Source organism: Amycolatopsis granulosa, from assembly GCF_011758745.1.
Taxonomy (GTDB): Bacteria; Actinomycetota; Actinomycetes; order Mycobacteriales; family Pseudonocardiaceae; genus Amycolatopsis_E; species Amycolatopsis_E granulosa.
Genome location: NZ_JAANOV010000001.1, coordinates 1,568,097 through 1,591,919, shown reverse-complemented (window position 1 = coordinate 1,591,919; position 23,823 = coordinate 1,568,097). Strand labels below are relative to the sequence as shown.

At 71.7% G+C, this 23,823-nt stretch carries 26 protein-coding genes; 20 read left to right on the top strand and 6 right to left on the bottom strand.

The genetic code is table 11. The annotated features are described in order from the left end of the window. Positions 1-8: 8 nt before the first annotated feature. The 4 genes from FHX45_RS07615 to FHX45_RS07600 all read right to left on the bottom strand — a co-directional run bounded on the left by FHX45_RS07615 (position 9) and on the right by FHX45_RS07600 (position 4,550). Positions 9-851, bottom strand: coding sequence for a nitrilase-related carbon-nitrogen hydrolase (locus FHX45_RS07615; RefSeq protein WP_167097963.1), 843 nt, complete (start codon positions 849-851; stop codon positions 9-11). Further along, on the bottom strand, positions 802-2,367 hold the full coding sequence (locus FHX45_RS07610; RefSeq protein WP_167097961.1) for an NCS1 family nucleobase:cation symporter-1: 1,566 nt from the start codon (positions 2,365-2,367) through the stop codon (positions 802-804). The genes FHX45_RS07615 and FHX45_RS07610 overlap by 50 nt, the downstream gene beginning before the upstream one ends. A 162-nt stretch (positions 2,368-2,529) precedes the next feature. Then, a complete protein-coding gene (locus FHX45_RS07605) occupies positions 2,530-2,898 on the bottom strand; it encodes an SSI family serine proteinase inhibitor (protein ID WP_167097959.1) in 369 nt (122 codons plus the stop codon). Between the two features lie 35 nt (positions 2,899-2,933). Next, the gene (locus FHX45_RS07600; protein ID WP_167097957.1) at positions 2,934-4,550 is read right to left on the bottom strand and encodes a PucR family transcriptional regulator; all 1,617 of its coding nucleotides are present in this window, start codon (positions 4,548-4,550) and stop codon (positions 2,934-2,936) included. Positions 4,551-4,652: 102 nt separating this feature from the next. Here FHX45_RS07600 and FHX45_RS07595 point away from each other — a divergent pair, with 102 nt between their 5' ends. The 19 genes from FHX45_RS07595 (at position 4,653) to FHX45_RS07505 (ending at position 21,276) form a co-directional block, all read left to right on the top strand. After that, positions 4,653-5,951 carry an aspartate aminotransferase family protein gene (locus FHX45_RS07595; protein WP_167097955.1) on the top strand — a complete coding sequence of 433 codons (1,299 nt, stop codon included), beginning with the start codon at positions 4,653-4,655 and terminating at the stop codon, positions 5,949-5,951. Beyond that, positions 5,948-7,438: a CoA-acylating methylmalonate-semialdehyde dehydrogenase gene (locus FHX45_RS07590; protein WP_167097953.1), complete on the top strand. Its 1,491-nt coding sequence runs from the start codon at positions 5,948-5,950 to the stop codon at positions 7,436-7,438. Before FHX45_RS07595 ends, FHX45_RS07590 begins: the two co-directional genes overlap by 4 nt. Positions 7,439-7,553: 115 nt before the next feature. Continuing rightward, positions 7,554-8,579 (top strand): heat-inducible transcriptional repressor HrcA, encoded by a 1,026-nt coding sequence (gene hrcA, locus FHX45_RS07585; protein WP_167097951.1) that lies wholly within the window; start codon positions 7,554-7,556, stop codon positions 8,577-8,579. 36 nt (positions 8,580-8,615) lie between these two features. Further along, complete coding sequence (dnaJ, locus tag FHX45_RS07580) at positions 8,616-9,776, top strand: molecular chaperone DnaJ (RefSeq protein WP_167097949.1); 1,161 nt, start codon at positions 8,616-8,618, stop codon at positions 9,774-9,776. Then, a complete protein-coding gene (locus FHX45_RS07575; protein WP_167097947.1) occupies positions 9,776-10,528 on the top strand; it encodes a 16S rRNA (uracil(1498)-N(3))-methyltransferase in 753 nt (250 codons plus the stop codon). Before dnaJ ends, FHX45_RS07575 begins: the two co-directional genes overlap by 1 nt. Positions 10,529-11,007: 479 nt before the next feature. Then, entirely contained in the window at positions 11,008-11,367 is a 360-nt protein-coding gene (locus FHX45_RS07570; RefSeq protein ID WP_167097945.1) for a histidine triad nucleotide-binding protein, read from the top strand. A 90-nt stretch (positions 11,368-11,457) separates the two neighbouring features. Further along, entirely contained in the window at positions 11,458-12,552 is a 1,095-nt protein-coding gene (locus tag FHX45_RS07565) for a PhoH family protein (protein WP_167097943.1), read from the top strand. 2 nt (positions 12,553-12,554) lie between these two features. Continuing rightward, on the top strand, positions 12,555-13,103 hold the full coding sequence (gene ybeY, locus FHX45_RS07560; protein ID WP_167097941.1) for an rRNA maturation RNase YbeY: 549 nt from the start codon (positions 12,555-12,557) through the stop codon (positions 13,101-13,103). 11 nt (positions 13,104-13,114) lie between these two features. Beyond that, positions 13,115-14,452, top strand: coding sequence for a hemolysin family protein (locus FHX45_RS07555; protein WP_167097939.1), 1,338 nt, complete (start codon positions 13,115-13,117; stop codon positions 14,450-14,452). Continuing rightward, complete coding sequence (locus FHX45_RS07550; protein WP_167097937.1) at positions 14,445-14,777, top strand: cytidine deaminase; 333 nt, start codon at positions 14,445-14,447, stop codon at positions 14,775-14,777. The genes FHX45_RS07555 and FHX45_RS07550 overlap by 8 nt, the downstream gene beginning before the upstream one ends. Beyond that, positions 14,774-15,667, top strand: coding sequence for a GTPase Era (gene era, locus FHX45_RS07545; protein ID WP_167097935.1), 894 nt, complete (start codon positions 14,774-14,776; stop codon positions 15,665-15,667). Before FHX45_RS07550 ends, era begins: the two co-directional genes overlap by 4 nt. A gap of 71 nt (positions 15,668-15,738) precedes the next feature. Continuing rightward, on the top strand, positions 15,739-16,482 hold the full coding sequence (locus FHX45_RS28580) for an RDD family protein (protein ID WP_167097933.1): 744 nt from the start codon (positions 15,739-15,741) through the stop codon (positions 16,480-16,482). A gap of 4 nt (positions 16,483-16,486) precedes the next feature. Further along, positions 16,487-16,909, top strand: a complete 423-nt coding sequence (locus tag FHX45_RS07535; protein WP_167097932.1) for a DUF2752 domain-containing protein — start codon at positions 16,487-16,489, stop codon at positions 16,907-16,909. A gap of 12 nt (positions 16,910-16,921) precedes the next feature. After that, a complete protein-coding gene (recO, locus tag FHX45_RS07530; protein WP_167097930.1) occupies positions 16,922-17,677 on the top strand; it encodes a DNA repair protein RecO in 756 nt (251 codons plus the stop codon). 37 nt (positions 17,678-17,714) lie between these two features. Further along, positions 17,715-18,533 (top strand): isoprenyl transferase, encoded by an 819-nt coding sequence (locus tag FHX45_RS07525; RefSeq protein WP_167097928.1) that lies wholly within the window; start codon positions 17,715-17,717, stop codon positions 18,531-18,533. Further along, positions 18,530-18,934 carry a hypothetical protein gene (locus tag FHX45_RS07520; RefSeq protein ID WP_167097926.1) on the top strand — a complete coding sequence of 135 codons (405 nt, stop codon included), beginning with the start codon at positions 18,530-18,532 and terminating at the stop codon, positions 18,932-18,934. Before FHX45_RS07525 ends, FHX45_RS07520 begins: the two co-directional genes overlap by 4 nt. 243 nt (positions 18,935-19,177) lie before the next feature. Continuing rightward, positions 19,178-20,188: a permease gene (locus FHX45_RS07515; protein ID WP_167097924.1), complete on the top strand. Its 1,011-nt coding sequence runs from the start codon at positions 19,178-19,180 to the stop codon at positions 20,186-20,188. Next, positions 20,185-20,547, top strand: a complete 363-nt coding sequence (locus FHX45_RS07510) for a hypothetical protein (RefSeq protein ID WP_167097922.1) — start codon at positions 20,185-20,187, stop codon at positions 20,545-20,547. The genes FHX45_RS07515 and FHX45_RS07510 overlap by 4 nt, the downstream gene beginning before the upstream one ends. Before the next feature lie 9 nt (positions 20,548-20,556). Further along, positions 20,557-21,276, top strand: coding sequence for a TIGR03943 family putative permease subunit (locus tag FHX45_RS07505; RefSeq protein WP_167097920.1), 720 nt, complete (start codon positions 20,557-20,559; stop codon positions 21,274-21,276). 154 nt (positions 21,277-21,430) lie between these two features. Here the strand turns inward: FHX45_RS07505 and FHX45_RS07500 are convergent, their stop codons facing one another. Beyond that, positions 21,431-21,868, bottom strand: a complete 438-nt coding sequence (locus FHX45_RS07500) for a Fur family transcriptional regulator (RefSeq protein WP_167097918.1) — start codon at positions 21,866-21,868, stop codon at positions 21,431-21,433. Then, positions 21,865-22,248 carry an ArsR/SmtB family transcription factor gene (locus FHX45_RS07495; RefSeq protein ID WP_167097916.1) on the bottom strand — a complete coding sequence of 128 codons (384 nt, stop codon included), beginning with the start codon at positions 22,246-22,248 and terminating at the stop codon, positions 21,865-21,867. Before FHX45_RS07495 ends, FHX45_RS07500 begins: the two co-directional genes overlap by 4 nt. 175 nt (positions 22,249-22,423) lie before the next feature. Here FHX45_RS07495 and FHX45_RS07490 point away from each other — a divergent pair, with 175 nt between their 5' ends. Then, entirely contained in the window at positions 22,424-23,809 is a 1,386-nt protein-coding gene (locus FHX45_RS07490; RefSeq protein WP_167097914.1) for a glycine--tRNA ligase, read from the top strand. Positions 23,810-23,823 lie beyond the last annotated feature (14 nt).

Genomic DNA, 23,823 nt, shown 5'->3' with positions numbered 1-23,823 from the left:
GATCCCCCTTACGGTGCCACGATCGGGTCGTAGGAGTCCGGCCGGCGGTCGCGGTAGAACTGCCAGAGGTCGCGGACCTCGCTCAGCTTGTCCATGTCCAGGTCGCGCACGACGACCTCGTCCTTGTCGTCGGCGGCCGCGTCGCCGACGAGTTCGCCGCGCGGGTCGGCGAAGTAGCTCTGGCCGTAGAAGTCGTTGTCGCCCAACGGCTCTACCCCGACGCGGTTGATCGCGCCGACGTAGTACTCGTTGGCCACGGCCGCCGCCGGCTGCTCCAGCCGCCACAGGTACTGCGACAGGCCACGGCTGGTCGCCGACGGGTTGAACACGATCTTCGCGCCGGCCAGGCCGAGCGCGCGCCAGCCCTCCGGGAAGTGCCGGTCGTAGCAGATGTAGACACCGATGCGGCCGACCGCGCTGTCGAACACCGGGTAGCCGGTGTTGCCGGGCCGGAAGTAGAACTTCTCCCAGAACCCCTTGACCTGCGGGATGTGGTTCTTCCGGTACTTGCCCAGGTACCGGCCGTCGGCGTCGATCACCGCGGCGGTGTTGTAGTAGACGCCGGCCTGCTCCTCCTCGTACATCGGCGCGACGATCACGATGCCGTGCCGCTCCGCGACCTCCTGCAGCAGCTTCGTCGTCGGACCGTCCGGGATGCCCTCGGTGTAGGAGTAGTAGTCGGCGTCCTGCACCTGGCAGAAGTACGGGCCGTAGAACAGCTCCTGCAGGCACACCACCTGCGCGCCCTGCGACGCCGCCGACGCGATCGCCTCGACGGCGGCCGCGGTCATCGAGTCCTTGTCACCCGTCCACCGCTGCTGTACCAACGCGGCTCGGACCAGATTGCTCACGGATTTCCTCCTTCGGTTGACGCTGCGCCCACGACAGCGCGGTGTAGACGACGAAAGCACCGGCCAGGCCGGCCACCCAGCTGTAGTCGTAGAGGGGCTTGAGCACGGGGATCAGCCCGTCGGCGGGGAACGGGCCCTGCGAACCCGGTGCGGTGTAGGCGCCGCCGACCGCCAGCAGCCCACCCGCGACGCTGGCCACCAGCGCCCGCCAGTTCCATCCCGCACGGAACCAGTACCGCCCGTGTTCGGTGTAGAGCGCGGCCAGGTCCAGCCTGGTGCGTTTGATCGCCCAGTAGCCGGCCGCCAGCACCCCGGCGACCGCGCCGAGGATGCCGCCGTAGAAGCCGAGCCAGGCGAAGATGTAGATGCTCGGGTCGGAGTACAGCTTCCACGGCATGATCACCACGCCGATCACGCCGGTGAGCAGCCCGCCGATGGCGAAGGTGATGCGCTTGGGGAAGGCGTTGGAGAAGTCGTAGGACGGGCTCACCACGTTCGCGGCCAGGTTCGCCGAGATCGTCGCGAGCACCAGCGCGACCAGCGCCACCACGACCAGCGCCGGGCTGGAGAACCGGTCGGCGAGCCTCGCCGGGTCCCAGATCGCCTCGCCGTAGAGCACCTGCCCGCCCGAGGTGGTCAGGATCGCCACGACCGCGATGAACGTCATCGTCGTCGGCAGGCCGAGCACCTGGCCGCGGGCCTGCTTGCGCTGGCTGCCGCCGAACCGGGTGAAGTCCGGCATGTTCAGCGACAGCGTCGACCAGAACGCGATCATCGCCATCAGCGACGGCGCGAAGATCTTCCAGAACCCGCTGCCCCAGCCCAGCTTCGCCGGCTCGGCGAGGATCGGGCCCAGCCCGCCCGCCTTGATCAGCACGTAGGCGAGCAGGATCAGGAACCCGGCCGACACCAGCGGCGCGGTCCAGTTCTCGAACCGCCGCACGGCCTCCATCCCGCGCCAGATGATCAGCATCTGGACCACCCAGAACACGCCGAACGACAGCCACAGCGTCCACGGCTGGCCGCCCACCTCAGCCGCGTGCCGCCAGCCGTTGCCGGCCAGCTTGCCCACCAGGATGTAGATCGCCTCGCCGCCGACCCAGGTCTGGATGCCGAACCACCCGCACGCGATGAACGCGCGCAGCAGCGCCGCCAGGTTGGCGCCCCGGATGCCGTAGAACGCGCGGGCGAACACCGGGAACGGGATTCCGTACTTGGTGCCGGCGTGGCTGTTGAGCAGCATCGGCACCAGCACGATCAGGTTGCCCAGGGTGATCGTGATCAGCGCCTGGAGCCAGTTCATCCCCAGTGCGATCAACGACGCGGCGAGCGCGTAGCTGGGAATGTTGTGCGCCATTCCCATCCACAGGGCGAAATAGTTGTAGGTGCTCCAGGTGCGTTTTTCCACCGGTACCGGAGCCAGCTCGTCGTTGAAGAACCGGCTGCCCCGGATCGGCGCGGTGTCGCGGAGATCCACCCGGCCGTCGGGTCGCGTGATCTGCGAGGTGGGTTCCATTGCGGAATCCTGCGCGCCCCCGGTGCGGCGGAGGCACTGTCAGAGTGTTCACCGTTGCCCGCGTCGAAACGCAGTGTGTCGATTGCGCCCGGCGCGGGCCGGTGCATCAGGCACCCGGGCAATCCGCCGGTGACCGCGTGTCAATAACGCGGAAACACGGAATCAGAATTGGAAGACCCCACCGGATCGGGCGCCCGCCGCGCACTTGTTGTCGTAGGTGCGGGCGTAGACCACCGGCCTGCCGCGCCAGTGGCCGCCGGCGCGGGCCGTGACCGGGCTGTAGATCATCGGGCACACGGCGCCCGCATCCCGGATGCGGTCGAAGTCGCCGTCCACAGTGGTCAGGGTGGCGCACGCCCCGGCCGGGTCCGGATGGTCCCCGCCGTCCGGGTGGCACTCGAGGCGGACGGTGCTGACCCGGCCCCCGGCGTCGGTGAGGGAGAGCACCAGGCCGGCGGCGGGCGGGTGCGCCGGCGGCGCGGCCAGTGCCAGGACCGACACCGCCACCGGGACCAGAGCGGACAAGGGCATACCGGAGTTATCGGCCCTCCGGCACCGGAACTGTGCTACCGGTCCGGGTGATCCTCGGTGAGATCGTGGGCCAGCAGCGCGAGGTAGAGCGACAGCATCGATTCAGGGTCCTCCAGCGGCACCCCGAGTACTCCTTCGATGCGCGCCAGTTGCTGGTAGTAGGCGGTGCGCGAGGTGTGCGCCGCCGCGGCGGCCGCCGATTTGTTGCCCCCGTGCTCGCAGTAGTGCCGCAGGGCCTGGAGCAGGCGGGTGCCCGACGCCGCGTCGCGGGACAACAGCGGGCCCAGCTCGCGCTCGGCGAAGGCCCGGATCCGTTCGTCGTCGGCGAGCAGGTGCAGCAGCCCGCGCAGGCGCACGTCCCGCAGGTGGTGCACCTCCCGGTCCGCGCCCGACCGCAGCGCCGCCGCGGCGACGTGTGCGGCCTCGACCAGGCTGCGGCGTGCCTCGGCCGCGCTCTCCACGACCGTGCCGGCCGCCAGCACGACCGGCACCGACGTGGGCCGCGCCCGCAGCTCGGCGGACAGGCGGTGCAGCACCGCGTCCACGTTCGCCTGCCGCGACACCGACAGCAGCGCCCGCACACTCACGTCGTCGACGACCGCCACCAGCGCGGACACCTTGGCCCGGCGCGTGGCGAGGGAGACCGTGTCCGCCAGGTCGCGCAGCACGACCGGCGCGGAGGCGGCCTGCCGCGGCGACGCGGTCATCCGCGGCCGGACGGCGACGCCGATCAGCCGCCCGGACAACGCCGCGCCCAGGGCGGCCGCCCTGGCCAGGAGTTCCCGCGACGGCGCGGGTGAGGTCATCAGCTCGGCGAGCACCGCGCGGTGGGCCTGCCGCTCCAGGCTGTCGGCCTCCCGGGCCACCAGGCGGTGCACCGCCAGTGCCGACGCGGCCCGCTCGGCGACCACGACGTGCCGGTCCGGCGGCGGCTCGTCGCACACGATCACCAGGCGCCCCCAGTCGTGCCCGCGCGCCCCGACGACCGTGACGAGCCAGCCGGCCTCGGCGTGGTAGCCGGTGCGCTCGCCGAGGTGCACGGTGCGGGAGCGGGCCGGCCAGCCGGTGAGCAGTTCGGCCGGATCGGTGCCGGCGGCGTCGTAGGCGAGCACCTCGTGCGCCAGGGTCTCCAGCACGACCGGCTGCTCGGTCATGCGCGCGACCTCGCGCAGCACCTCCGCCGGTTCCGCACCGGCGACGGTGAGCCGGGTGAACACCTGGTGCACGTGCTCGGCCGCCCGGAGCTCGGCGACCTGGGCGTCCACGATCAGCCCGTTCACCGCCTCGGTGACCGCGACGTAGCGCGTCTCCCGGGACAGGGTGATCAGCGGCAGTTCGTGCCGCGCCGCGGCGTCCACCAGCGCCCGCGGCAGCACGTCGTTCCAGTGCCGGACCAGCTCCACCACCAGCCCGGCGGCCCCGGCCTCGGCGAGCCCGTCCACGTACTTCGACAGCTGCTCGGCGTCGTCCGGCAGCGCGATCCCGGTAGTCAGGACCAGTTCGCCGCCCTTGAGCAGGTGCCCGATGTCGGCGAGCTCGGCGACGTGCGCCCACCGCACCCGGGTGTCCAGTCCGCTCCCGCCGGCGACCACCTTCGGACGGCCGTGCCGCAGCACCGGCAGTGCCAGGACGTCCGCGACCGTCGGGTACAAGCGCCACCACCTCCCGCAGAAAGCAGACTGTACGGCCGATCCGGCCATTGGGTACATGTTGTGTGTGGTGGGCGGGGGAGACGGGCACCGAGACTGGCGGGCATGAGCGAATCGGAGCTGCTGGCCCGGCACCGGGCGGTCCTGCCGAACTGGCTGGCCCTCTACTACGACGAACCGATCGAGATCGTGCGGGCGCAGGGGAGACGGGTCACCGATTCCGCCGGCACCACCTACCTGGACTTCTTCGCCGGCATCCTCACCAACGCCATCGGCTACGACATCGCCGAGATCTCCGACGCGATCCGCGCCCAGGTCGACTCCGGGGTGCTGCACACCTCGACGCTGTACCTGATCCGCAAGCAGGTCGAGCTGGCCGAGCAGATCGCCGAGCTGTCCGGGATCCCCGGCGCCAAGGTGTTCTTCACCAACTCCGGCACCGAGGCCAACGAGACCGCGCTGATGCTCGCGACCCAGTACCGCCGGTCCAACCAGGTGCTCGCGCTGCGCAACAGCTACCACGGCCGGGCGTTCGCCACCGTCGGCATCACCGGCAACCGCGGCTGGTCGGCCAGCTCGCTGTCCCCGGTCAAGGTCAGCTACGTCCACGGCGGCTACCGCTACCGGGACGCGTTCCGGGGCCTGTCGGACGCGGACTACGTCAAGGCGTGCACCGACGACCTCCGCGACGTCCTGGAGACGACCACCTCCGGGGACGTCGCCGCGCTGATCGCCGAGCCGATCCAGGGCGTCGGCGGGTTCAACGTCCCGCCGGACGGGTTGTTCGCCGCGTTCCAGGAGGTCCTCGGCGAGTACGGGATCCTGCTGATCTCGGACGAGGTGCAGACCGGCTGGGGCCGCACCGGCGAGCACTTCTGGGGCATCCAGGCACACGGCGTGACGCCGGACGCGATGACGTTCGCCAAGGGCCTGGGCAACGGCCTGGCGATCGGGGGTGTGGTGGCGCGCGGTGAGCTGATGGACTCGATCACGGCCAACTCGATCTCGACCTTCGGCGGCAACCCGGTGTCCACCGCGGGCGCCAAGGCGACGCTGGACTACCTGCTCAGCCACGACCTGCAGGGCAACGCGGCGAAGCAGGGCGCCCGGCTGCTGACCGGGCTGCGCGACATCGCCGAGCACCACGACGTCGTCGGCGACGTGCGCGGCAAGGGCCTGATGATCGGTGTCGAACTGGTCGGGCCCGGCGGCGAGCCCAGCCCGGACGCCGCGCGGCGGGTGCTGGAGGAGACGCGCGCCCGCGGGCTGCTGGTCGGCAAGGGCGGGCTGCACGGCAACGTCATCCGGCTCGCGCCGCCGATGACTCTCACGGACGACGAGACCGGTGAGGCGCTGGAGATCCTGCGCGCATCGGTCGCCGCGGCACAGGAGGCCCGGGCATGACACAGCGGATCAGCCACTGGATCGACGGCAAGACGTGGGCCGGGGTGCCGGAGCGGACCGGGGAGGTGTTCGACCCCGCCACCGGCGAGGTCCGCGCCCGCGTGGACTTCGCCGGTGACGGGCAGGTGGACGAGGCCGTCGCGGCGGCCGCACGCGCGTTCCCCGGCTGGCGGGACACCTCCCTCGCGGCGCGGTCGCGGGTGCTGTTCCGCTTCCGCGACCTGCTGGCCCAGCGCAAGGACGAGCTGGTCGCGATCATCACCGCCGAGCACGGCAAGGTGCTCTCCGACGCGGCGGGCGAAATCGCCCGCGCCATCGAGAACGTCGAGTACGCCTGCGGCGCGCCGCAGATGCTCAAGGGCGGGTTCTCCGAGAACGCCTCCACCAACGTGGACGTGTACTCGATCGCCCAGCCGCTGGGCGTGGTCGGCGTGATCTCGCCGTTCAACTTCCCCGCCATGGTGCCGCTGTGGTTCGTGCCCAACGCGCTCGCCTGCGGCAACACGGTCGTGCTCAAGCCGAGCGAGAAGGACCCGTCGGCGTCGCTGTTCATCGCCGAGCTGTTCGCCGAGGCCGGGCTGCCCGACGGCGCGCTGAACGTGCTGCACGGGGACAAGGTCGCGGTCGACGGGTTGCTCGCGCACCCGGTGGTCAAGGCGATCTCGTTCGTCGGGTCGACGCCCGTCGCGCGGTACGTGTACGAGACGGGCACGGCGCACGGCAAGCGGGTGCAGGCGCTCGGCGGGGCGAAGAACCACATGGTCGTGCTGCCGGACGCCGACCTCGACCTGGCCGCCGACGCGGCGGTGTCCGCCGGGTTCGGGTCGGCGGGGGAGCGGTGCATGGCGGTGTCCGTGGTGGTCGCCGTCGACCCGGTCGGCGACGAGCTGGTGGACAAGATCGCCGCCCGGATGGGCGGCCTCCGGGTCGGCGACGGGCGCTCCCCGGACTCGGAGATGGGTCCGCTGGTCACCGCGGCCCACCGGGACCGCGTGCGGTCCTATGTGGAGGACGGCGTGTCCGCAGGGGCGTCGCTGGTGGTGGACGGCCGGTCGCTGGCGGTGGACGGCGGCGGGTTCTGGCTCGGGCCGACGCTGTTCGACCACGTCCGCGCCGACATGTCGATCTACACCGACGAGATCTTCGGCCCGGTGCTGTCGGTGGTCCGGGCGGCCGGCTACGACGACGCGCTCGCGCTGGTGAACGCGAGCCCCTACGGCAACGGCACGGCCCTGTTCACCAACGACGGCCGGGCGGCCCGGCGGTTCCAGAACGAGGTCGAGGTCGGGATGGTCGGGCTCAACGTGCCCATCCCGGTGCCCGTCGGGTACTACTCGTTCGGCGGCTGGAAGGACTCGCTGTTCGGCGACAGCCACGCCTACGGGCCGGAGGGCTTCCACTTCTTCACCCGGACCAAGGTCGTCACCTCGCGCTGGCCCGACCCCTCCCAGGGCGGGGTCAACCTGGGCTTCCCGCGCAACTCCTGAACTCCCGCTCGTGACCGGGCCGTCACCAGCGGCGGCCCGGTCACAGGCCAGGGCGCCGCGCGTTCGCTTTCCGTAAACTCGGGGTGAGATACCCGGAGGAGTTCGGAGGTGAGGCGTGCCCAGCTCGGAGGAGCGTCGCTTCGAGGTCCTGCGCGCCATCGTCGCGGACTACGTGTCGACCCACGAACCGGTCGGCTCCAAGGCCCTCGTGGACCGGCACAGTCTCGGCGTGTCCAGCGCGACGGTGCGCAACGACATGGCCGTGCTGGAGGAGGAGGGGTACATCACCCAGCCGCACACCAGCGCGGGCCGCATCCCGACGGACAAGGGGTACCGGCTCTTCGTCGACAAGTTGTCCGAGGTCAAACCACTGAGCACGGCGGAGCGGCGGGCCATCACCAGTTTCCTGGACGGGGCGCTCGACCTGGACGACGTACTGCGCCGCTCGGTGCGGCTGCTCGCCCAGCTGACCCGCCAGGTCGCGGTCATCCAGTACCCGACGATGTCGAACTCCACGCTGCGGCACCTGGAAGTGGTTCCGCTCACACCGGCGCGCCTGATGCTGGTGATCATCACCGACGCCGGCCGGGTCGACCAGCGCACCGTCGACCTCGGCGACGTGATGACAGCGGAGAACGTCGCCCGCATCCGCGACATGCTCAACTCCGCGCTGGCCGGCCGCCGTCTCACCGACGCCGCCTCCCGGGTCACCGAGCTGCCCGACCAGGCGCCGGCCGAGCTGCGCGACGCGCTCGTGCGGATCTGCACGACGCTGGTCGAGCACCTGGTCGAGCACCCGGAGGAACGCCTGGTCCTGGGCGGCACCGCGAACCTCACCCGCAGCGTCGCGGACTTCCCCGGATCGCTGCGCCAGGTGCTGGAGGCGCTGGAGGAGCAGGTCGTGGTGCTCAAGCTGCTCGCCGCGGCGCGCAACCCCGGTGCGGTCACCGTTCGCATCGGTGAAGAGAATGAGGACGAGCAGATGCGCAGCACCTCGGTGGTGTCGATCGGCTACGGCCGCAACGACATGCTGCTGGGCGGCATGGGGGTGGTCGGCCCGACCCGGATGGACTACCCCGGCACGATCGCCGCGGTGCGCGCGGTGGCCAACTACGTGGGGCAGATCCTGGCCGGCGGCTAGCCAGGACGATGCTTGTCTAGGAGGACGGTTCAGAAGGTGGCCAGGGACTACTACGGCATCCTCGGGGTGCCCAAGAACGCGAGTGATCAGGAGATCAAGCGCGCCTACCGCAAGCTCGCCCGCGAGCTGCACCCCGACGTCAACCCGTCCGAGGACGCCCAGCACAGGTTCGGCGAGGTCACCACGGCCTACGAGGTCCTGTCGGATCCGCAGAAGCGCAAGATCGTGGACCTCGGCGGCGACCCGCTGGACAACGGCGCCCGCGGTGCCGGTGCCGGCGACCCGTTCGGCGGCTTCGGTGGTCTCGGCGACATCATGGACGCCTTCTTCGGGGCGGCCACCGGCGGTGGCCGCGGGCGTGGCCCGCGCAGCCGTGTCCAGCCGGGCTCGGACGCGCTGATCCGCATCAGCCTGAGCCTCGAGGAGTGCGCGACCGGGGTCGACAAGGAGATCACGGTCGACACCGCGGTGCTGTGCGACCAGTGCCACGGCAACGGCACCGCGCCCGGTGGCACGGTCAAGACCTGCGACACCTGTCACGGACAGGGCGAGATCCAGTCGGTGCAGCGGTCGTTCCTCGGCCAGGTCGTCACGTCCCGGCCGTGCCCGGTGTGCCGTGGCTTCGGCGAGGTCATCACCGACCCGTGCCGCCAGTGCGGTGGTGACGGCCGCGTGCGTGCCCGGCGCGCCGTGACGGCCAAGATCCCGGCCGGCGTCGGGGACGGGATGCGGATCCGGCTGTCCGCGCAGGGCGAGGTCGGTCCCGGCGGCGGCCCGGCCGGCGACCTCTACATCGAGGTCGACGAGGAACCGCACGAGGTGTTCGTCCGCGAGGGTCACGACCTGCACTGCAACCTGCGCATCCCGATGACCGCGGCCGCGCTCGGCGCCACCGTGCCGCTGGAGACACTGGTCGACGGCGAGTACGAGCTGACCGTCGACCCCGGCACGCAGGCGGGCACCGAACTGGTGCTGGCCGGGATGGGCATGCCGCGGTTGCGGTCGTCCGGGCGTGTCGACGGGCGGGGTGACCTGCACGTCCACGTGGACGTCACGGTGCCCACGAAGCTGGACGAGGCCCAGCGGGAGCTGCTGCAGCAGCTGGCTCAGCTGCGCGGCGAGGAGTCCGGTGTGACGGCGAACGGGCGGCACCAGGGCGGGCTGTTCTCGAAGCTGCGTGCCAAGAGCCACAAGTAATGCCGGCCACCACCCCGCCGGTCTTCCTCGTCGAGGCGCTGCCCGCATCGGATGATCTGGTGCTGGACGGCGAGGAGGCCCGGCACGCGGCGACCGTGCGGCGCATGCGCGCGGGGGAGCGGCTGGTCGTCTCGGACGGGCGTGGCTCGGCCGCGGAGTGCGTGATCACGCAGGTCCGCCCGGGCCGGGATCCCGTGCTGGAGCTGGCGGTGGCGCGCCGCTGGGCCGAGGAGGCGCCCGCGCTGCGCGTCGTGGTGGCGCAGGCGCTGGCCAAGGGCGACCGCGGCGAGCTGGCGGTCGAACTGGCGACCGAGGCCGGCGCCGACGAGATCGTGCCGTGGCGGGCCGAGCGCAGTGTGGTTCGCTGGGAGGAGGGCCCGCGCGGGGCGAAGGCGCTGGCCCGGTGGCAGAGCACCGTGCGGGCGGCGGCCAAGCAGGCCCGCCGCGCGTGGGTGCCGCCGGTGCGGGAACCGGTGAGCACGAAGCAGCTCGCGGCCCTCGCCACCCGGGCCGCCTGCGCGCTCGTGCTGGAGGGCGGTGCGGGTTCCCGGCTGACCGATCTGCGGCTGCCCGCGTCCGGCGACCTGCTGCTGGTGGTGGGCCCGGAGGGCGGCATCACCGACGGCGAGCTGACCGCCCTGACCGACGCGGGCGCCACGGGAGTCCGGCTGGGCACCACCGTGCTGCGCACCTCGACCGCGGCGGCGGTCGCGCTGGGCGCCCTGGGCGCGCTCACGTCCCGCTGGACCTGACACCCCCGTCGTCGTGTTCGCCGCTCCGGGCATCGTGTTCGCCGTCACGGCCGCCGTGTTCGCCGTCCTGGGCAGCGTGTTGGCTCTTTCGTGCGGGGGACCCCGGCCGCCGGTGGTTCCGTCACGCGCTGTCGTCACCGCAACGGGACGGAACCGGCCTGCCACAGCACATCCGAAACGGAATCGCAAGCAGCCGTCCGGACCATTCGCATGCCCTCGCATACCCATCGTCTTCGAAACTGGAAAAAATTGGGTGTCGACTGTGGCGCGCGCGGCGACCCAGCCATTACCCTGACCACCACACCACCTGGGGCCGTCCCCGGGTGCCCCGAAGCCCCGCCGGACACCTCCCCCCTCGGTCCGGCGGAGCCGCGGAGGCGGTGGAGCGACCCCCAGGCTCCACCGCCCCGCGGCGTCTCCCGTGACTCATTGCTTCCGTTGTGGCGCCGGGTATCCCGCCGCGCGATAGGGTTCGCCGCATGAGTGATGCCGAGACCTTGTTCGAGCGGATCATCGCGGGCGAGATTCCCAGCGACAAGGTGTACGAAACTGAAACGACTTTCGCATTTCGCGATATCCAGCCGCAGGCGCGCGTACACGTACTCGTGGTTCCGAAGAAGCGCTACCGCAATGTCGCCGAGCTGGCCGCGGGCGATCCGCAACTGCTCGCCGACATGCTGACCACGGCCGCCAAGGTCGCGGAACTGGAGGGCATCGCCGAGTCCGGCTACCGCGTGGTCTTCAACACGGACAGTGACGCCGGGCAGACCGTCTTCCACGTGCACGCGCACGTCCTCGGCGGGGAACAGCTCGGGTTCTTCGGGCGACTCGCCAAGTAACCGCCTGCGCCTCCCGTGCCCGGCCCGCTAGCATCGACGGGGTAGGCAGGAAGCGAGCAGCGGACACGCAGAAGGCAGGCCCGAGGACACTTGGCCGGAACCGCACAGGGTGGAGCCGCCCGATCGGACGTCCCCGACACCGGGGGCGTCGCTGAGACCACCGGAACCGCACGGAGCACGCGCAGCGCGCAGTCGAGGTTCCCCATCCCGGACGGCGCCGTGCTGACGCTGCTCGGATCCCGCGACGAGAACCTGCGGGTCGCCGAGGAACTGCTGACGGCGGACGTGCACGTCCGGGGCAACGAGGTCACCCTCACCGGGGAGCCCGCGGACGTCGCGTTCGGCGAGCGCGTGTTCGCCGAGCTGGTCGCCCTGGCCGGGCGCGGCCAGCAGGTCGGCCCGGACACCGTGCGCCGCACCGTCGGCATGCTCTCGGCGGGTGGCGCGGAGTCGCCCGCCGACGTGCTGAGCATGGACATCCTGTCCCGGCGCGGCCGCACCATCCGACCCAAGACGCTGAACCAGAAGCGCTACGTCGACGCCATCGACAAGCACACGATCGTCTTCGGTGTCGGCCCGGCCGGCACCGGCAAGACGTACCTGGCGATGGCCAAGGCCGTGCAGGCGCTGCAGGCCAAGCAGATCACCCGGATCATCCTCACCCGCCCCGCGGTCGAGGCGGGGGAGCGGCTGGGGTTCCTGCCGGGCACGTTGTCCGAGAAGATCGACCCGTACCTGCGGCCGCTCTACGACGCGCTGCACGACATGGTCGACCCGGACTCGATCCCCCGCCTGATCCAGGCGGGCACGATCGAGATCGCGCCGCTGGCCTACATGCGCGGCCGCACCCTCAACGACGCGTTCATCATCCTCGACGAGGCCCAGAACACCACGCCCGAGCAGATGAAGATGTTCCTCACCCGGCTCGGCTTCGGCTCGAAGATCGTGGTGACCGGGGACATCACGCAGGTGGACCTGCCGAGCGGGCAGAAGTCCGGCCTGCGGGTGGTGCGTGAGATCCTGGAAGGCGTGGAAGATTTGCACTTCGCCACGCTGACCAGCTCCGACGTGGTCCGCCACCGGCTGGTCGGGGACATCGTGGACGCCTACGAGCGGTGGCAGGCCGAGCAGGACGCGGAACGAGGCCCGGGCGGTGTCGGTTCGGGCTGGCGGGGCCGTCACTGAGCATGACCATCGAAATCGCGAACGAGTCCGGTGTCGCGGTGGACGAGACGTCGATCGTCTCCGCCGCCCGCTTCGCGCTGGACCGCATGGAGGTCAGCCCGCTCGCCGAGCTGTCGGTGGTGCTGGTGACCCTGGACGTCATGTCGGACCTGCACGAACGGTGGATGGACCTGCCCGGTCCCACGGACGTCATGGCCTTCCCGATGGACGAGCTGGACGCCGCCCGCCGCCCCGACGCGGGCGACCCGTCACCGGCGCTGCTGGGCGACATCGTGCTGTGCCCGGCGTTCGCCAGGGACCAGGCCCGGACGGCCGGCCACTCGCTGCTCGACGAACTGCACCTGCTGACCGTGCACGGCGTGCTGCACCTGCTCGGCTACGACCACGCCGAACCCGCCGAGGAGCGCGAGATGTTCGGGCTGCAGAAGCGGATCCTCGCCGACTTCAAGGCCGCGGTGGCCGAGGCGAAGCGGCAGGACGCGCAGCGCACCACCGACGACCGGCTGCTGGGTGCCGCGGGCCTGGACGGCCCCGCCGACGCCGAGAGCTGAGGCCGCCGGAGATGGCGAGTTCGGCCGCTCTGCTGGTGATCGCCGTGGCGCTGGTCCTGCTGGGCGGCGTGCTCGCGGCCGCCGACGCGGCGGTCAGCAGCGTGTCCAAGGCCCGCGCCGACGGGCTGGTCCGGATGGGCCGGCCGGGCGCGCGCCAGCTGGCCGCGGTGATCGACGAGCGGCGGCGGCACATCAACCTGCTGGTGCTGCTGCGACTCGGGTGTGAGCTGACCGCGACGGTGCTGGTCACCGTCGTGTTCCTGCGCTGGATCCGCCCCGAGGGGCTCGCGCTGCTGGTGGCGGCACTGGTGATGCTGCTGGTCAGCTACGTCCTCATCGGTGTCGGGCCGCGCACCATCGGCCGGCAGCACCCGTACCGGGTCGGCACGGTCGTGGCCTGGCCCGTCCGCGTGCTCGGGTCGGTCCTGGGGCCGCTGTCCCGGCTGCTGATCATCATCGGTAACGCGATCACCCCCGGCCAGGGCTTCCGGGAAGGCCCGTTCACCACCGAAATCGAACTGCGCGAGCTGGTCGACCTGGCCGAGGAGCGCGGGGTGGTGGAGCCCGGCGAGCGGGAGATGATCCACTCGGTGTTCGAGCTGGGCGACACGGTCGCGCGGGAGGTGATGGTGCCGCGCACCGAGATCATCTGGATCGAGCAGACCAAGAGCGTCCGCCAGGCGCTGGCCCTGTCGCTGCGCACGGGCTACACCCGGCTGCCGGCGATCGGCGAGTCCGTGGACGACGTCGTCGGCGTGGTGAACATCAAGGACCTGGTGCGCGCGCAGCTCGACGGTGGTGAGGCCCGGCCGGTGTCGGAGCTGATGTACCCGGCGAGCTTCGTGCCGGACTCCAAGCGGCTGGACGACCTGCTGCGCGAGATGCAGGTGTCGCACAACCACCTGGCGATCGCCGTCGACGAGTACGGCGGCACCGCGGGCCTGCTGACCATCGAGGACATCCTCGAGGAGATCGTCGGCGAGATCACCGACGAGTCCGATCTGGAGGAACGTCCGCCGGTCGAGCACGTGGACGAGCGCACGGTGCGGGTGTCCGCCCGACTGGGCGTCGGTGACCTGGGCGAGCTGTTCGGCCTGGACCTGACCGGCCACGACGTGGAGACGGTCGGCGGCCTGCTCGCGCAGCGGCTCGGCCGCGTACCGCTGCCCGGCGCGGAAGCCGAGGTGGACGGCCTGCGGCTGCACGCCGAGGGCGGCAAGGACCGTCGCGGCCGGATGCGCATCACGACGGTGGTGGTGCAGGCGGAGAGCGACGAGCTGGCCGGACGTAGGGTGCGTACCGGAAACGGTGACCACGACGAGGCCGACAGGAGTGTGGACCATGCCTGAGCTGGACCCGGAGGACGAGAAGATCGTCATCCTCGCCCGAACCGCACGGGCGCGCACCCAGGCCGCCGAGGGCGCCGCGGTGCGCGACACCGACGGCCGCACGTACGCGGCCACCACGGTCGACCTGCCCTCGTTCCAGATCACCGCGTTGCAGGCGGCCATCGCCGCCGCGGTCTCCAGCGGTGCGGAGGGGCTGGAGGCGGCCGCGGTCGTCACCGCCGAGCCGTTCGTCGCGGAGGCGTCCGTGCAGGCCGTGCGGGACCTGGCGGAGACGGCGCCGATCCTGCGGGCCGACCCGTCCGGCGCGGTCCAGGAAGTCCTGTGAGCCACCGGTCCGGTTTCGCCTGCTTCGTCGGCCGTCCCAACGCCGGCAAGTCGACCCTGACCAACGCGCTGGTCGGCACCAAGGTCGCGATCACCTCGAGCAAGCCGCAGACCACCCGGCACGCCATCCGCGGCATCGTGCACCGCGAGGACGCGCAGCTGGTCATCGTGGACACCCCCGGCGTGCACAAGCCGCGCACGCTGCTCGGGCAGCGGCTCAACGACGTGGTGCGCGAAACCTGGTCCGAAGTGGACGTCGTCGGATTCTGTGTGCCGGCGAACGAGAAGGTCGGCCCCGGTGACCGCTACATCGCGAGCGAGCTGCGCAAGGTCGCGCAGCGCACCCCGGTGATCGGCATCGTGACCAAGACCGACCTGGCCAAGCCGGAGCAGATCGCCGAGCAGCTGGTGGCGCTGCAGGACGTGCTGGACTTCGAGGAGCTGATCCCGGTCTCCGCCGTGGACGGGTTCCAGGTCAGGCAGCTGGAGGACCTGCTGGTCGCGCGGCTGCCGGAGGGACCGCAGCTCTACCCGGACGGTGACCTGACCGACGAGCCCGAGCAGACGCTGGTGGCGGAGCTGATCCGGGAGGCGGCGCTGGAGGGCGTGCGCGACGAGCTGCCGCACTCGATCGCGGTGACGGTCGAGGAGATGCTGCCCCGCGAGGACAAGCGAGACCTGCTCGACATCTACGCGACGGTCTACGTGGAGCGGCCCAGTCAGAAGGGGATCATCCTGGGGCACCAGGGCGAGCGGATGAAGGCGGTCGGCGCGCAGGCGCGGCAGCAGATCCAGAAGCTGCTGGGCACGAAGGTGTACCTGAGCCTGCACGTGAAGGTCGCCAAGGACTGGCAGCGCGACCCGAAGCAGTTGCGCCGTCTCGGTTTCTAGGCTCCGCGCGCCCCTGTCGGCACCACCGGTTACGCTGCCGCCCGACGATGATCCATCGGAGGGGGAGTTCAGTGACCAATCCCTACGGCCAGCAGCCGGGTCAGCAGCCCTACGGGCAGGTCCCGTACGGACAGCCGGGGCAGTACGGCCAGCCTTACGGGCAGCCGTCCGGCGGGTTCCCGGCGCAGCAGCCGTACGGCCAGCCCGGGTATCCGCAGAGCCCGGGGTACGGCGTGCCGCAGGGCTACCCGGGGCAGCCGGGGTACGGCGGTCCGGGCTTCCGCCCGCCGATGCCGGGGCAGGCGCACATCGTGGTGCCGGGCTCGCAGATCCAGTTCCCGCACACCCCGCCGCTGGTGCTGGCCACCATGGGCAGCCGGTTCCTGGCCCGGATCGTGGACGGGCTCATCATCGGCGTGCCGCTGGGCATCCTGTTCGTGATCCTGCAGGTCGCGGTGGTCGCGGGCGATCCGGACTCGTGGTGGCTGCTCTTCCTGATCATGCCGCTCGCGTCGATCTCGATGCTGGTCTACGAAGGCACGATGCTCGCCACCCGGGGCGCGACGGTCGGCAAGGACGTCGCCGGTGTCCGGCTGGTCACCGAGCAGTCGGCGGGAGTGCCGGGAGCCGGTATCGGTGGCGGCCCCGCGTTCACCCGCCTGGCCACGATGGTCCTGCCCGGCCTGATCCCGTGCCTCGGCGGCCTGGTCGAGCTGCTGGTCGTCCTCTCGCCGTTCTTCGACGAGCAGGCACGGCAGGGCTGGCACGACAAGGCCGCGAAGACTTACGCGATTTCCACGAAGGCGCTGTACTGAACCCGTGACGACGCGGGCTGAGCGGTCCTGGCGGAGCGTGCGGGTGACGCCCGCCGTGGCCGCCGGTGTGCTCGGCGCGGGCGCGGCGCTGGCTACCGGCACGCTCCGCATCCCGTGCTGGTTCCACGCGCTGACCGGCCTGGACTGCCCGTTCTGCGGCGGCAGCCGGATGCTGGGTGCGCTCCTGCACGGCGACCTGCCCGCCGCACTGTCGTACAACGCGTTCGCGCTGGTGGTGCTGCTGCCGCTCACGGTGGTGACCCTGGTCGCGGCGGTGCGCTGGGAGGCCGGCCGGGCCCGCCGGTGGTGGCCCGAGGGCGCCGGGGGGACGCGGCTGACCGTGGCCCTCGCCGGGCTCGCGATCATCTGGTGGCTGGTGCGGAACCTGCCGTTCGCGCCGTTCACGGACCTGTCCGCGTACGCGTGAGACGATGGGGACGTGAGTCTTTATCGCGACACCGGCGTGGTGCTGCGGGTCCACAAGCTGGGTGAGGCGGACCGCATCATCACGTTCCTGACGCGGCGGTACGGCAAGGTCCGGGCCGTCGCGAAGGGCGTGCGCCGCACGACGTCGCGGTTCGGGGCGCGGCTGGAGCCGTTCGGGCACGTCGACGTGCAGTTCTACACCGGGCGCTCGCTGGACGTGATCACCCAGGTCCAGACGGTCGACGCGTTCGCGCTGCCCCTGGTGGGCGACTACCAGCGGTACACCGCGGCCAGCGCGATCGCCGAGACCGCCGACCGGCTCACCGCCGAAGAGGGTGAGCCGGCGATGCGGCTGTACCTGCTGGTGGTCGGGGCGCTGCGGGCGCTGGCCGACGGCCGGCGGGACGCCTCCCTGGTGCTGGACGCGTTCCTGCTGCGGGCGATGGTGTTCGCCGGCTGGGCGCCGGCGATCACCGAGTGCGCGCGGTGCGGCCTGCCCGGTCCGCACGCGGCGTTCAACGTGCAGGCCGGCGGTTCGCTGTGCGGCGACTGCCGGGCGCCCGGTTCGGTGCATCCCGCGCCCGAGGTGCTGGTGCTGCTGGAGTCGCTGCTGCACGGCGACTGGGACGTGGCGGAGGCTTCGGTACCGCCGATCCGCCGGGACGCGAGCGGAATCGTCGCAGCCCACCTGCAGTGGCACCTCGAGCGGCAGCTGAAGTCGCTGCCGCTCGTCGAGAGGCGTGCCAGGGAGCTCCAGGCGGGCAAGTAGGGTCGGAGGCCGCAACCCGAAGCAGTGGGAGGATCTGGTGCGGCTCAAGGCACGTGCGGCGCGGTCGGCGGCGGTGGAACTGCGGGCACCGGACCCGCACCCCTCCGGCGCGCGCCCGCCGGTGATCCCCGCCGAACTGGTGCCGAAGCACGTCGCCCTGGTGATGGACGGCAACGGCCGCTGGGCGAACCAGCGCGGCCTGCCGCGGATCGAGGGGCACAAGCGCGGTGAGGCGGTGATGATCGACGTCGCCAGCGGCGCGGTCGAGCTGGGTGTCAAGTGGCTGTCGGTGTACGCGTTCTCCACGGAGAACTGGAAGCGCAGCCCGGACGAGGTGCGGTTCCTGATGGGCTTCAACCGCGACACCATCCGGCGGCAGGTCGACTACCTGGGCTCGATCGGTGTGCGGATCCGGTGGGCCGGGCGGGCGCCGCGGCTGTGGCGCAGCGTGATCAAGGAGCTGCAGGCCGCGGAGGAGAAGACCCGGCACAACACGCTGCTGAACATGACGATGTGCGTGAACTACGGTGGCCGCGCGGAGATCGCCGACGCCGCCCGCCGCGTGGCGCAGCTGGCCGCCGAGGGCAAGATCAACCCGGACAAGGTGGACGAGCGGATGCTCGCGAAGTACCTGTACCAGCCGGACATGCCGGACGTGGACCTGTTCCTGCGCCCGTCCGGGGAGCTGCGCACCTCGAACTTCCTGCTCTGGCAGTCGGCCTACGCGGAGTTCGTCTTCCAGGACACGCTGTTCCCGGACTTCGACCGGCGTCAGCTGTGGGCGGCGTGCGAGGAGTACGCGCGCCGGGATCGCCGGTTCGGTGCCGCGGTGGACGCGGCGAAGGGGGCATCGTGAACACGGAGGCGGCCGACACGGCGGAGCTGCTGAACCGGGCGCGGTCGGCGCTGGAGACCTACCTCGAGGTCCACGTCGACGACGACGGTGCGCTCACGTTCTCGCACAACGGGGTGCCGTGCGTGGTGCAGTCGACGCAGCTCGCGGAGGGGCTGACGGTACTCAGCCTGACCTGCGTGGTGGGGTGGGACCTGCCCGACGACCCGGCCTTCGCGGCGAAGGCGGCCGAGCGGGCGGGGCAGGGCCTGTTCGGGACGCTCGGGGTGCAGCACGCGGAGCGCGGGCTGGACCTGACGCTGCGCTACGCGTTCCCGGCGCAGGGGCTGGAGATCCCCGCCCTGGGGACGCTGTTGATGCTCGTGGTGTCGACGGCGTCGCAACTGCGGTCGGAGCTGACGTAGGGCGCGGTGGTGCGGGTGGCGGATCCTGCGGCGGTGCCGGTTGGCCCCCCACCGCAGGCGGCGCGCCGCTGGTGAAACCGAACCGGGCTGCCCCGGCTTGCTGCGAGCGCGCGCGGGTTCGCCTCGGCCGCAGTGCCGCGGGCCGCGCACGAGATGGTCATCTCGTGCCGGAAAGTGCACGAGGGGTCCACTCGTGCACCCGTTCCGCGACTCCTGTCGGTCCTGCCTGGCAGTATCGGCCCGGTGAGCGAAGCACTGGACCGGACCGAGCCCGGGCGCACGCGGCGGCGTGGCCGGATCACCTCCCTCGAGGTGCTCTGCGCGCTGCTGATCGTCGCCGTGCTGGGGCAGGGCTGGCTGCGTGAGGTGCTCGGGGTGCCGGCTCTGCGCACCGGCTCCACGGTGTTCGTCGCGGTGTGCGTGCAGGCCCTGCCGTTCCTGGTGCTCGGCGTGCTGATCAGCGGCGCGATCGCGGCGTTCGTCCCGGCGCGAGCGCTGCGCCGCGTGATCCCGCGCAACCGGGTGGGCGCGGTGGGCGTCGCGGGGCTCGCCGGGGTCGCCCTGCCGGGCTGTGAATGCGCGTCGGTGCCGGTGGCGCGCCGGCTGATCGGGCAGGGGGTGGCGCCGGCCGCGGCGCTGACCTTCCTGCTGGCAGCCCCGGCGGTGAACCCGGTGGTGCTCGTCGCCACCGCGGTCGCGTTCCCGGGGCGGCCCGAGATGGTGCTCGCCCGGTTCCTCGGCTCCTTCGCCACCGCCGTGGTGATGGGCCTGCTCTGGGCGCGGTGGGGCAAGCTCGACTGGATCGTGCGGCGCGCGCTGGAGCGGCTGCCCGAGGGCGGTGACCGGTGGCGCACCTTCACCGAGACCGCACGCGCCGATCTGGTCGAGTCGGCCGGGTTCCTGGTGCTCGGCGCGCTCATCGCCGCCGCGATGAACATCCTCGTGCCGGCCGCCTGGTTCGAGGTCCTCGGTCACCAGATCGCGCTCGGTGTCGCGGTCATGGCCGTGCTGGCGGTGGTGCTCGCCCTGTGCAGCGAGGCCGATGCGTTCGTGGCTGCCTCCCTCACCGGCCTCCCGCTTCTGCCACGGCTCGTGTTCCTGGTGGTCGGCCCGGCCATCGACGTCAAGCTGTTCGCCCTCCAGGCCGGCACCTTCGGCCGGTCGTTCGCGCTGCGGTTCGCGCCGGTGACGTTCGTCGTCGCCGCGGCGTGCGCGGTGATCACCGGGATCCTCGTCCTCGGCGGTGCGGGATGAGCGCGCAGCAGCCGCGAGCCGGGCTGGCCGTGGCGTCGGCCGCACTGGGTGCCGTCGCGGTCGTGATGGCCGTGTCGACGTGGGTGACCTGGGCGTTCGTGCACCCGCGGGCCGGGGACGCGCTGCCGTCACCGGCCGCCGTGGTGCTGATGCTGGTGCTCGGCGCGCTGTGGGTGCTGATCCTGGTGATGGCGGTGCTGGCCGTGCTGTTCGGCGTCCTCGGCCGGCGCGCTGCGGTGGGACCGGCCCGGGCCGGAGCGGCGTTCGGCGCGGTCGCCGCGTTGCTCGCGCTGGCCGGGGCCGTCGCGTTCCTGGTCACCGCCACCGACTGGCTCGTCGTCGTCCCACGGCAACGGTAGGGGAGCCCGATGCGGCGCGAAACGCAGAACGTCCTGCTGGTGCTCCTGGGCGGGGCGCTGCTCAAGATCGGGATCAACGGCGACTACCTGCGCTACGTCAAGCCGGCGCAGCACCCGTGGGTGATCGCCGGGGGAGCGGTGATCCTGCTGCTCGGCGTGGTGGCGATCGTGCGGGACGTGCTGGCCGCGCGGCAGGCCCGGGCCGCTGTCCCGGCCGTGCACGGCCACCACCACGCGGCGCGCTCGGCGTGGCTGCTGGCCGTGCCCGTCCTCGCGGTGTTCCTCGTGGCCCCGCCCGCGCTCGGCTCCGACTCGGTGCTGCGCGCCCCGGCCGCACCCCGGGCCGCCACGCAGGACGCGGCCGCGTTCCCGCCGCTGCCGGGCGGGAGCGTGGTGCCGCTGACCCTGACCGAGTTCGTCACCCGCGCGGGCTGGGACGCGCGCGGCTCCCTCACCGGTCGCACCGTCGAGCTCACGGGGTTCGTCGTGCACGGCAGGGACGGGGTGCTGCTGGCACGGATGGTGATCCGCTGCTGCGCGGCCGACGCCGCGCCGGTGACCGTCCGCCTCACCGGCCCCGCGGCGGCCCGCTTCCGCGACGACAGCTGGCTCGTGGTCACCGGCCAGGTCGTCCCCGGCACGGCCGTCGCCGGGAACGGCTACACGCCGGACCTCACGGTCGACTCGCTGCGGCCGATCCCGGCGCCGCACGATCCGTACGAGTACTAGGTTCTGTTTCCTCGCGTGAGGGCGTCACCAGCACACCAACCGGGATCGCCGCGGAAGCCAGGACGGGTACCCGCTCGCCTTCGGCACGCACGCCGACAGGCACAAGCCCGGCGGTGGGTCGCCGCTCGGCCGCACGCCGGGCACGACGACAGCGTCAGGACACCCGGCTCTCCCGGCGCTGGGTGCACTCGGCGCAGGTGCCGACGATCTCCACCGTGTGGCGGATCTCGGAGAACCCGTTGCCGGTCGCCACCTTCTCGGCCCAGCGCTCCACCGCGGGGCCCTCGACCTCGACGGTGAACCCGCAGTGCCGGCACACGAGGTGGTGATGGTGGTGCGTCGAGCAGCGGCGGTAAACCGCCTCGCCGGACTCGGTGCGCAGCACGTCGATCTCGCCGGCCTCGGACAGCGATTGCAGCGTCCGGTACACGGTGGTCAGCCCGATGCCGTCGCCGCGCTTGCGCAGCTCGTCGTGCAGCTCCTGCGCGGACCGGAAGTCGTCGACCTCGGCCAGCAGGTCGACCACGGCCGCCCGCTGCTTGGTGGACCGGCGACCGGGTACCGGTGCGCGGCGGACCTCGCTACTCGTCATGAACCCTCCTGGACGTGGGCCACCGCGTCCATCACGATGTGCGCAAGATGATCGTCGACGAGCCGGTAGACCACTTCGCGGCCCCGGCGCTCACCCCGCACCACCCCGGCCGCCTTGAGCACCCGCAGGTGCTGGCTGATCAACGGCTGCGCGACGTCCAGCGCATCCACCAGTTCGTGCACGCACCGGTCGGCGTCGCGCAGCTGGAGCACGATCGCGATGCGCACCGGCGCCGACAAGGCCCGCAGCAGCTCACCGGCCTCGGACAGCGTCGTGGCCGGCTGCGGTGGCGTCCGCGGGTTCAGCTCGTCGGCGGCGTGCACCTGCTCGGCCTCGTCGGGCAGTCCGGGCAACGCGGCGTCCGGGCGAACCATCGGCATAGCCATCTCCAGCCTCGCGTCGGTCGGTGTCCCTCCATCCTAGTGTTCTTCCGGTAGTGGTTGCCGTTATCGCCTCGCCCGGACCGTGTCAAGCCCCGCGCCGGGCCTCGGCAGCACCGCCGGATACGCTTGTCAACAACTGTTAACCGTCCCCGCATCTGATGGAGAGCGTGGAGTGCCCGCCAACATTGAGACCGTCGTCAGCTTGTGCAAGCGTCGTGGCTTCGTCTTCCCGAGCGGGGAGATCTACGGCGGAACCCGGTCGGCGTGGGACTACGGACCGCTCGGCGTCGAGCTCAAGGAGAACATCAAGCGCCAGTGGTGGCGCACGATGGTGCAGAGCCGTGACGACGTCGTCGGCCTCGACTCCTCCGTGATCCTGCCGCGCCAGGTGTGGGTGGCCTCCGGCCACGTCAACGCTTTCAACGACCCGCTGGTCGAGTGCACTTCGTGCCACCGCCGCTTCCGGTCCGACCAGCTGGCCGAGGAGTACAGCGCGCGCACCGGCAAGGAGACCTCGGAGGACGACCTGTCCGACGTCCCCTGCCCGAACTGCGGCACACGGGGGCAGTACACGGCGCCGCGCGAGTTCAACATGATGCTCAAGACCCACCTCGGCCCGGTGGAGACCGAGGAAGGGCTGCACTACCTGCGCCCCGAGACCGCGCAGGGCATCTTCGTGAACTTCCTCAACGTGCTCACCACGTCGCGGAAGAAGCCGCCGTTCGGCATCGGCCAGATCGGCAAGTCGTTCCGCAACGAGATCACCCCGGGCAACTTCATCTTCCGCACCCGCGAGTTCGAGCAGATGGAGATGGAGTTCTTCGTCGAGCCGGGTGAGGACGAGCGCTGGCACCAGTACTGGATCGACCTGCGCACCGACTGGTACACCGACCTCGGCATCAACCGCGAGAACCTGCGGCACTACGAGCACCCGAAGGAGAAGCTGTCGCACTACTCGAAGCGCACCGTCGACATCGAGTACCGCTTCGGTTTCTCCGCCGGCCAGGAATGGGGTGAGCTCGAGGGCATCGCGAACCGCACCGACTTCGACCTCACCACGCACTCCAACCACTCCGGTGTGGACCTGGCGTACTTCGACCAGACCACGAAGCAGCGCTACCGGCCGTTCGTCATCGAGCCGGCGGCCGGTGTCGGCCGCCCGATGATGGCGTTCCTGCTGGACGCCTACCACGAGGACGAGGTGCCCAACGCCAAGGGCGGGGTCGACAAGCGGACCGTGCTCCGGCTCGACCCGCGGCTGGCGCCGTTCAAGGCCGCGGTGCTGCCGCTGTCCCGCAACGCCGACCTGACGCCGAAGGCGAAGGACCTGGCGGCCCAGCTGCGCCGCAACTGGAACGTCGACTTCGACGACGCCGGCTCGATCGGCAAGCGCTACCGCCGGCAGGAGGAGGTCGGCACCCCGTTCTGCGTCACGGTCGACTTCGACACCCTCGAGGACCAGGCCGTGACGGTGCGGGAGCGCGACAGCATGCAGCAGGAGCGCGTGGCGCTCGACAAGGTCGAGTCCTACCTCGCCGCCCGCCTGCCCGGCTGCTGACGGGACACCCGAGA

Coding starts and splice junctions, on each gene's coding strand:
- FHX45_RS07550 (WP_167097937.1), top strand. CDS start 14,445: ATGCCTGAGCTGGACCCGGAGGACGAGAAGATCGTCATCCTCGCCCGA.
- FHX45_RS07570 (WP_167097945.1), top strand. CDS start 11,008: ATGAGTGATGCCGAGACCTTGTTCGAGCGGATCATCGCGGGCGAGATT.
- FHX45_RS07595 (WP_167097955.1), top strand. CDS start 4,653: ATGAGCGAATCGGAGCTGCTGGCCCGGCACCGGGCGGTCCTGCCGAAC.
- FHX45_RS07575 (WP_167097947.1), top strand. CDS start 9,776: ATGCCGGCCACCACCCCGCCGGTCTTCCTCGTCGAGGCGCTGCCCGCA.
- FHX45_RS07555 (WP_167097939.1), top strand. CDS start 13,115: ATGGCGAGTTCGGCCGCTCTGCTGGTGATCGCCGTGGCGCTGGTCCTG.
- FHX45_RS07590 (WP_167097953.1), top strand. CDS start 5,948: ATGACACAGCGGATCAGCCACTGGATCGACGGCAAGACGTGGGCCGGG.
- FHX45_RS07605 (WP_167097959.1), bottom strand. CDS start 2,898: ATGCCCTTGTCCGCTCTGGTCCCGGTGGCGGTGTCGGTCCTGGCACTG.
- ybeY (WP_167097941.1), top strand. CDS start 12,555: ATGACCATCGAAATCGCGAACGAGTCCGGTGTCGCGGTGGACGAGACG.
- FHX45_RS07500 (WP_167097918.1), bottom strand. CDS start 21,868: ATGACGAGTAGCGAGGTCCGCCGCGCACCGGTACCCGGTCGCCGGTCC.
- FHX45_RS07505 (WP_167097920.1), top strand. CDS start 20,557: ATGCGGCGCGAAACGCAGAACGTCCTGCTGGTGCTCCTGGGCGGGGCG.
- FHX45_RS07510 (WP_167097922.1), top strand. CDS start 20,185: ATGAGCGCGCAGCAGCCGCGAGCCGGGCTGGCCGTGGCGTCGGCCGCA.
- FHX45_RS07610 (WP_167097961.1), bottom strand. CDS start 2,367: ATGGAACCCACCTCGCAGATCACGCGACCCGACGGCCGGGTGGATCTC.
- FHX45_RS07495 (WP_167097916.1), bottom strand. CDS start 22,248: ATGCCGATGGTTCGCCCGGACGCCGCGTTGCCCGGACTGCCCGACGAG.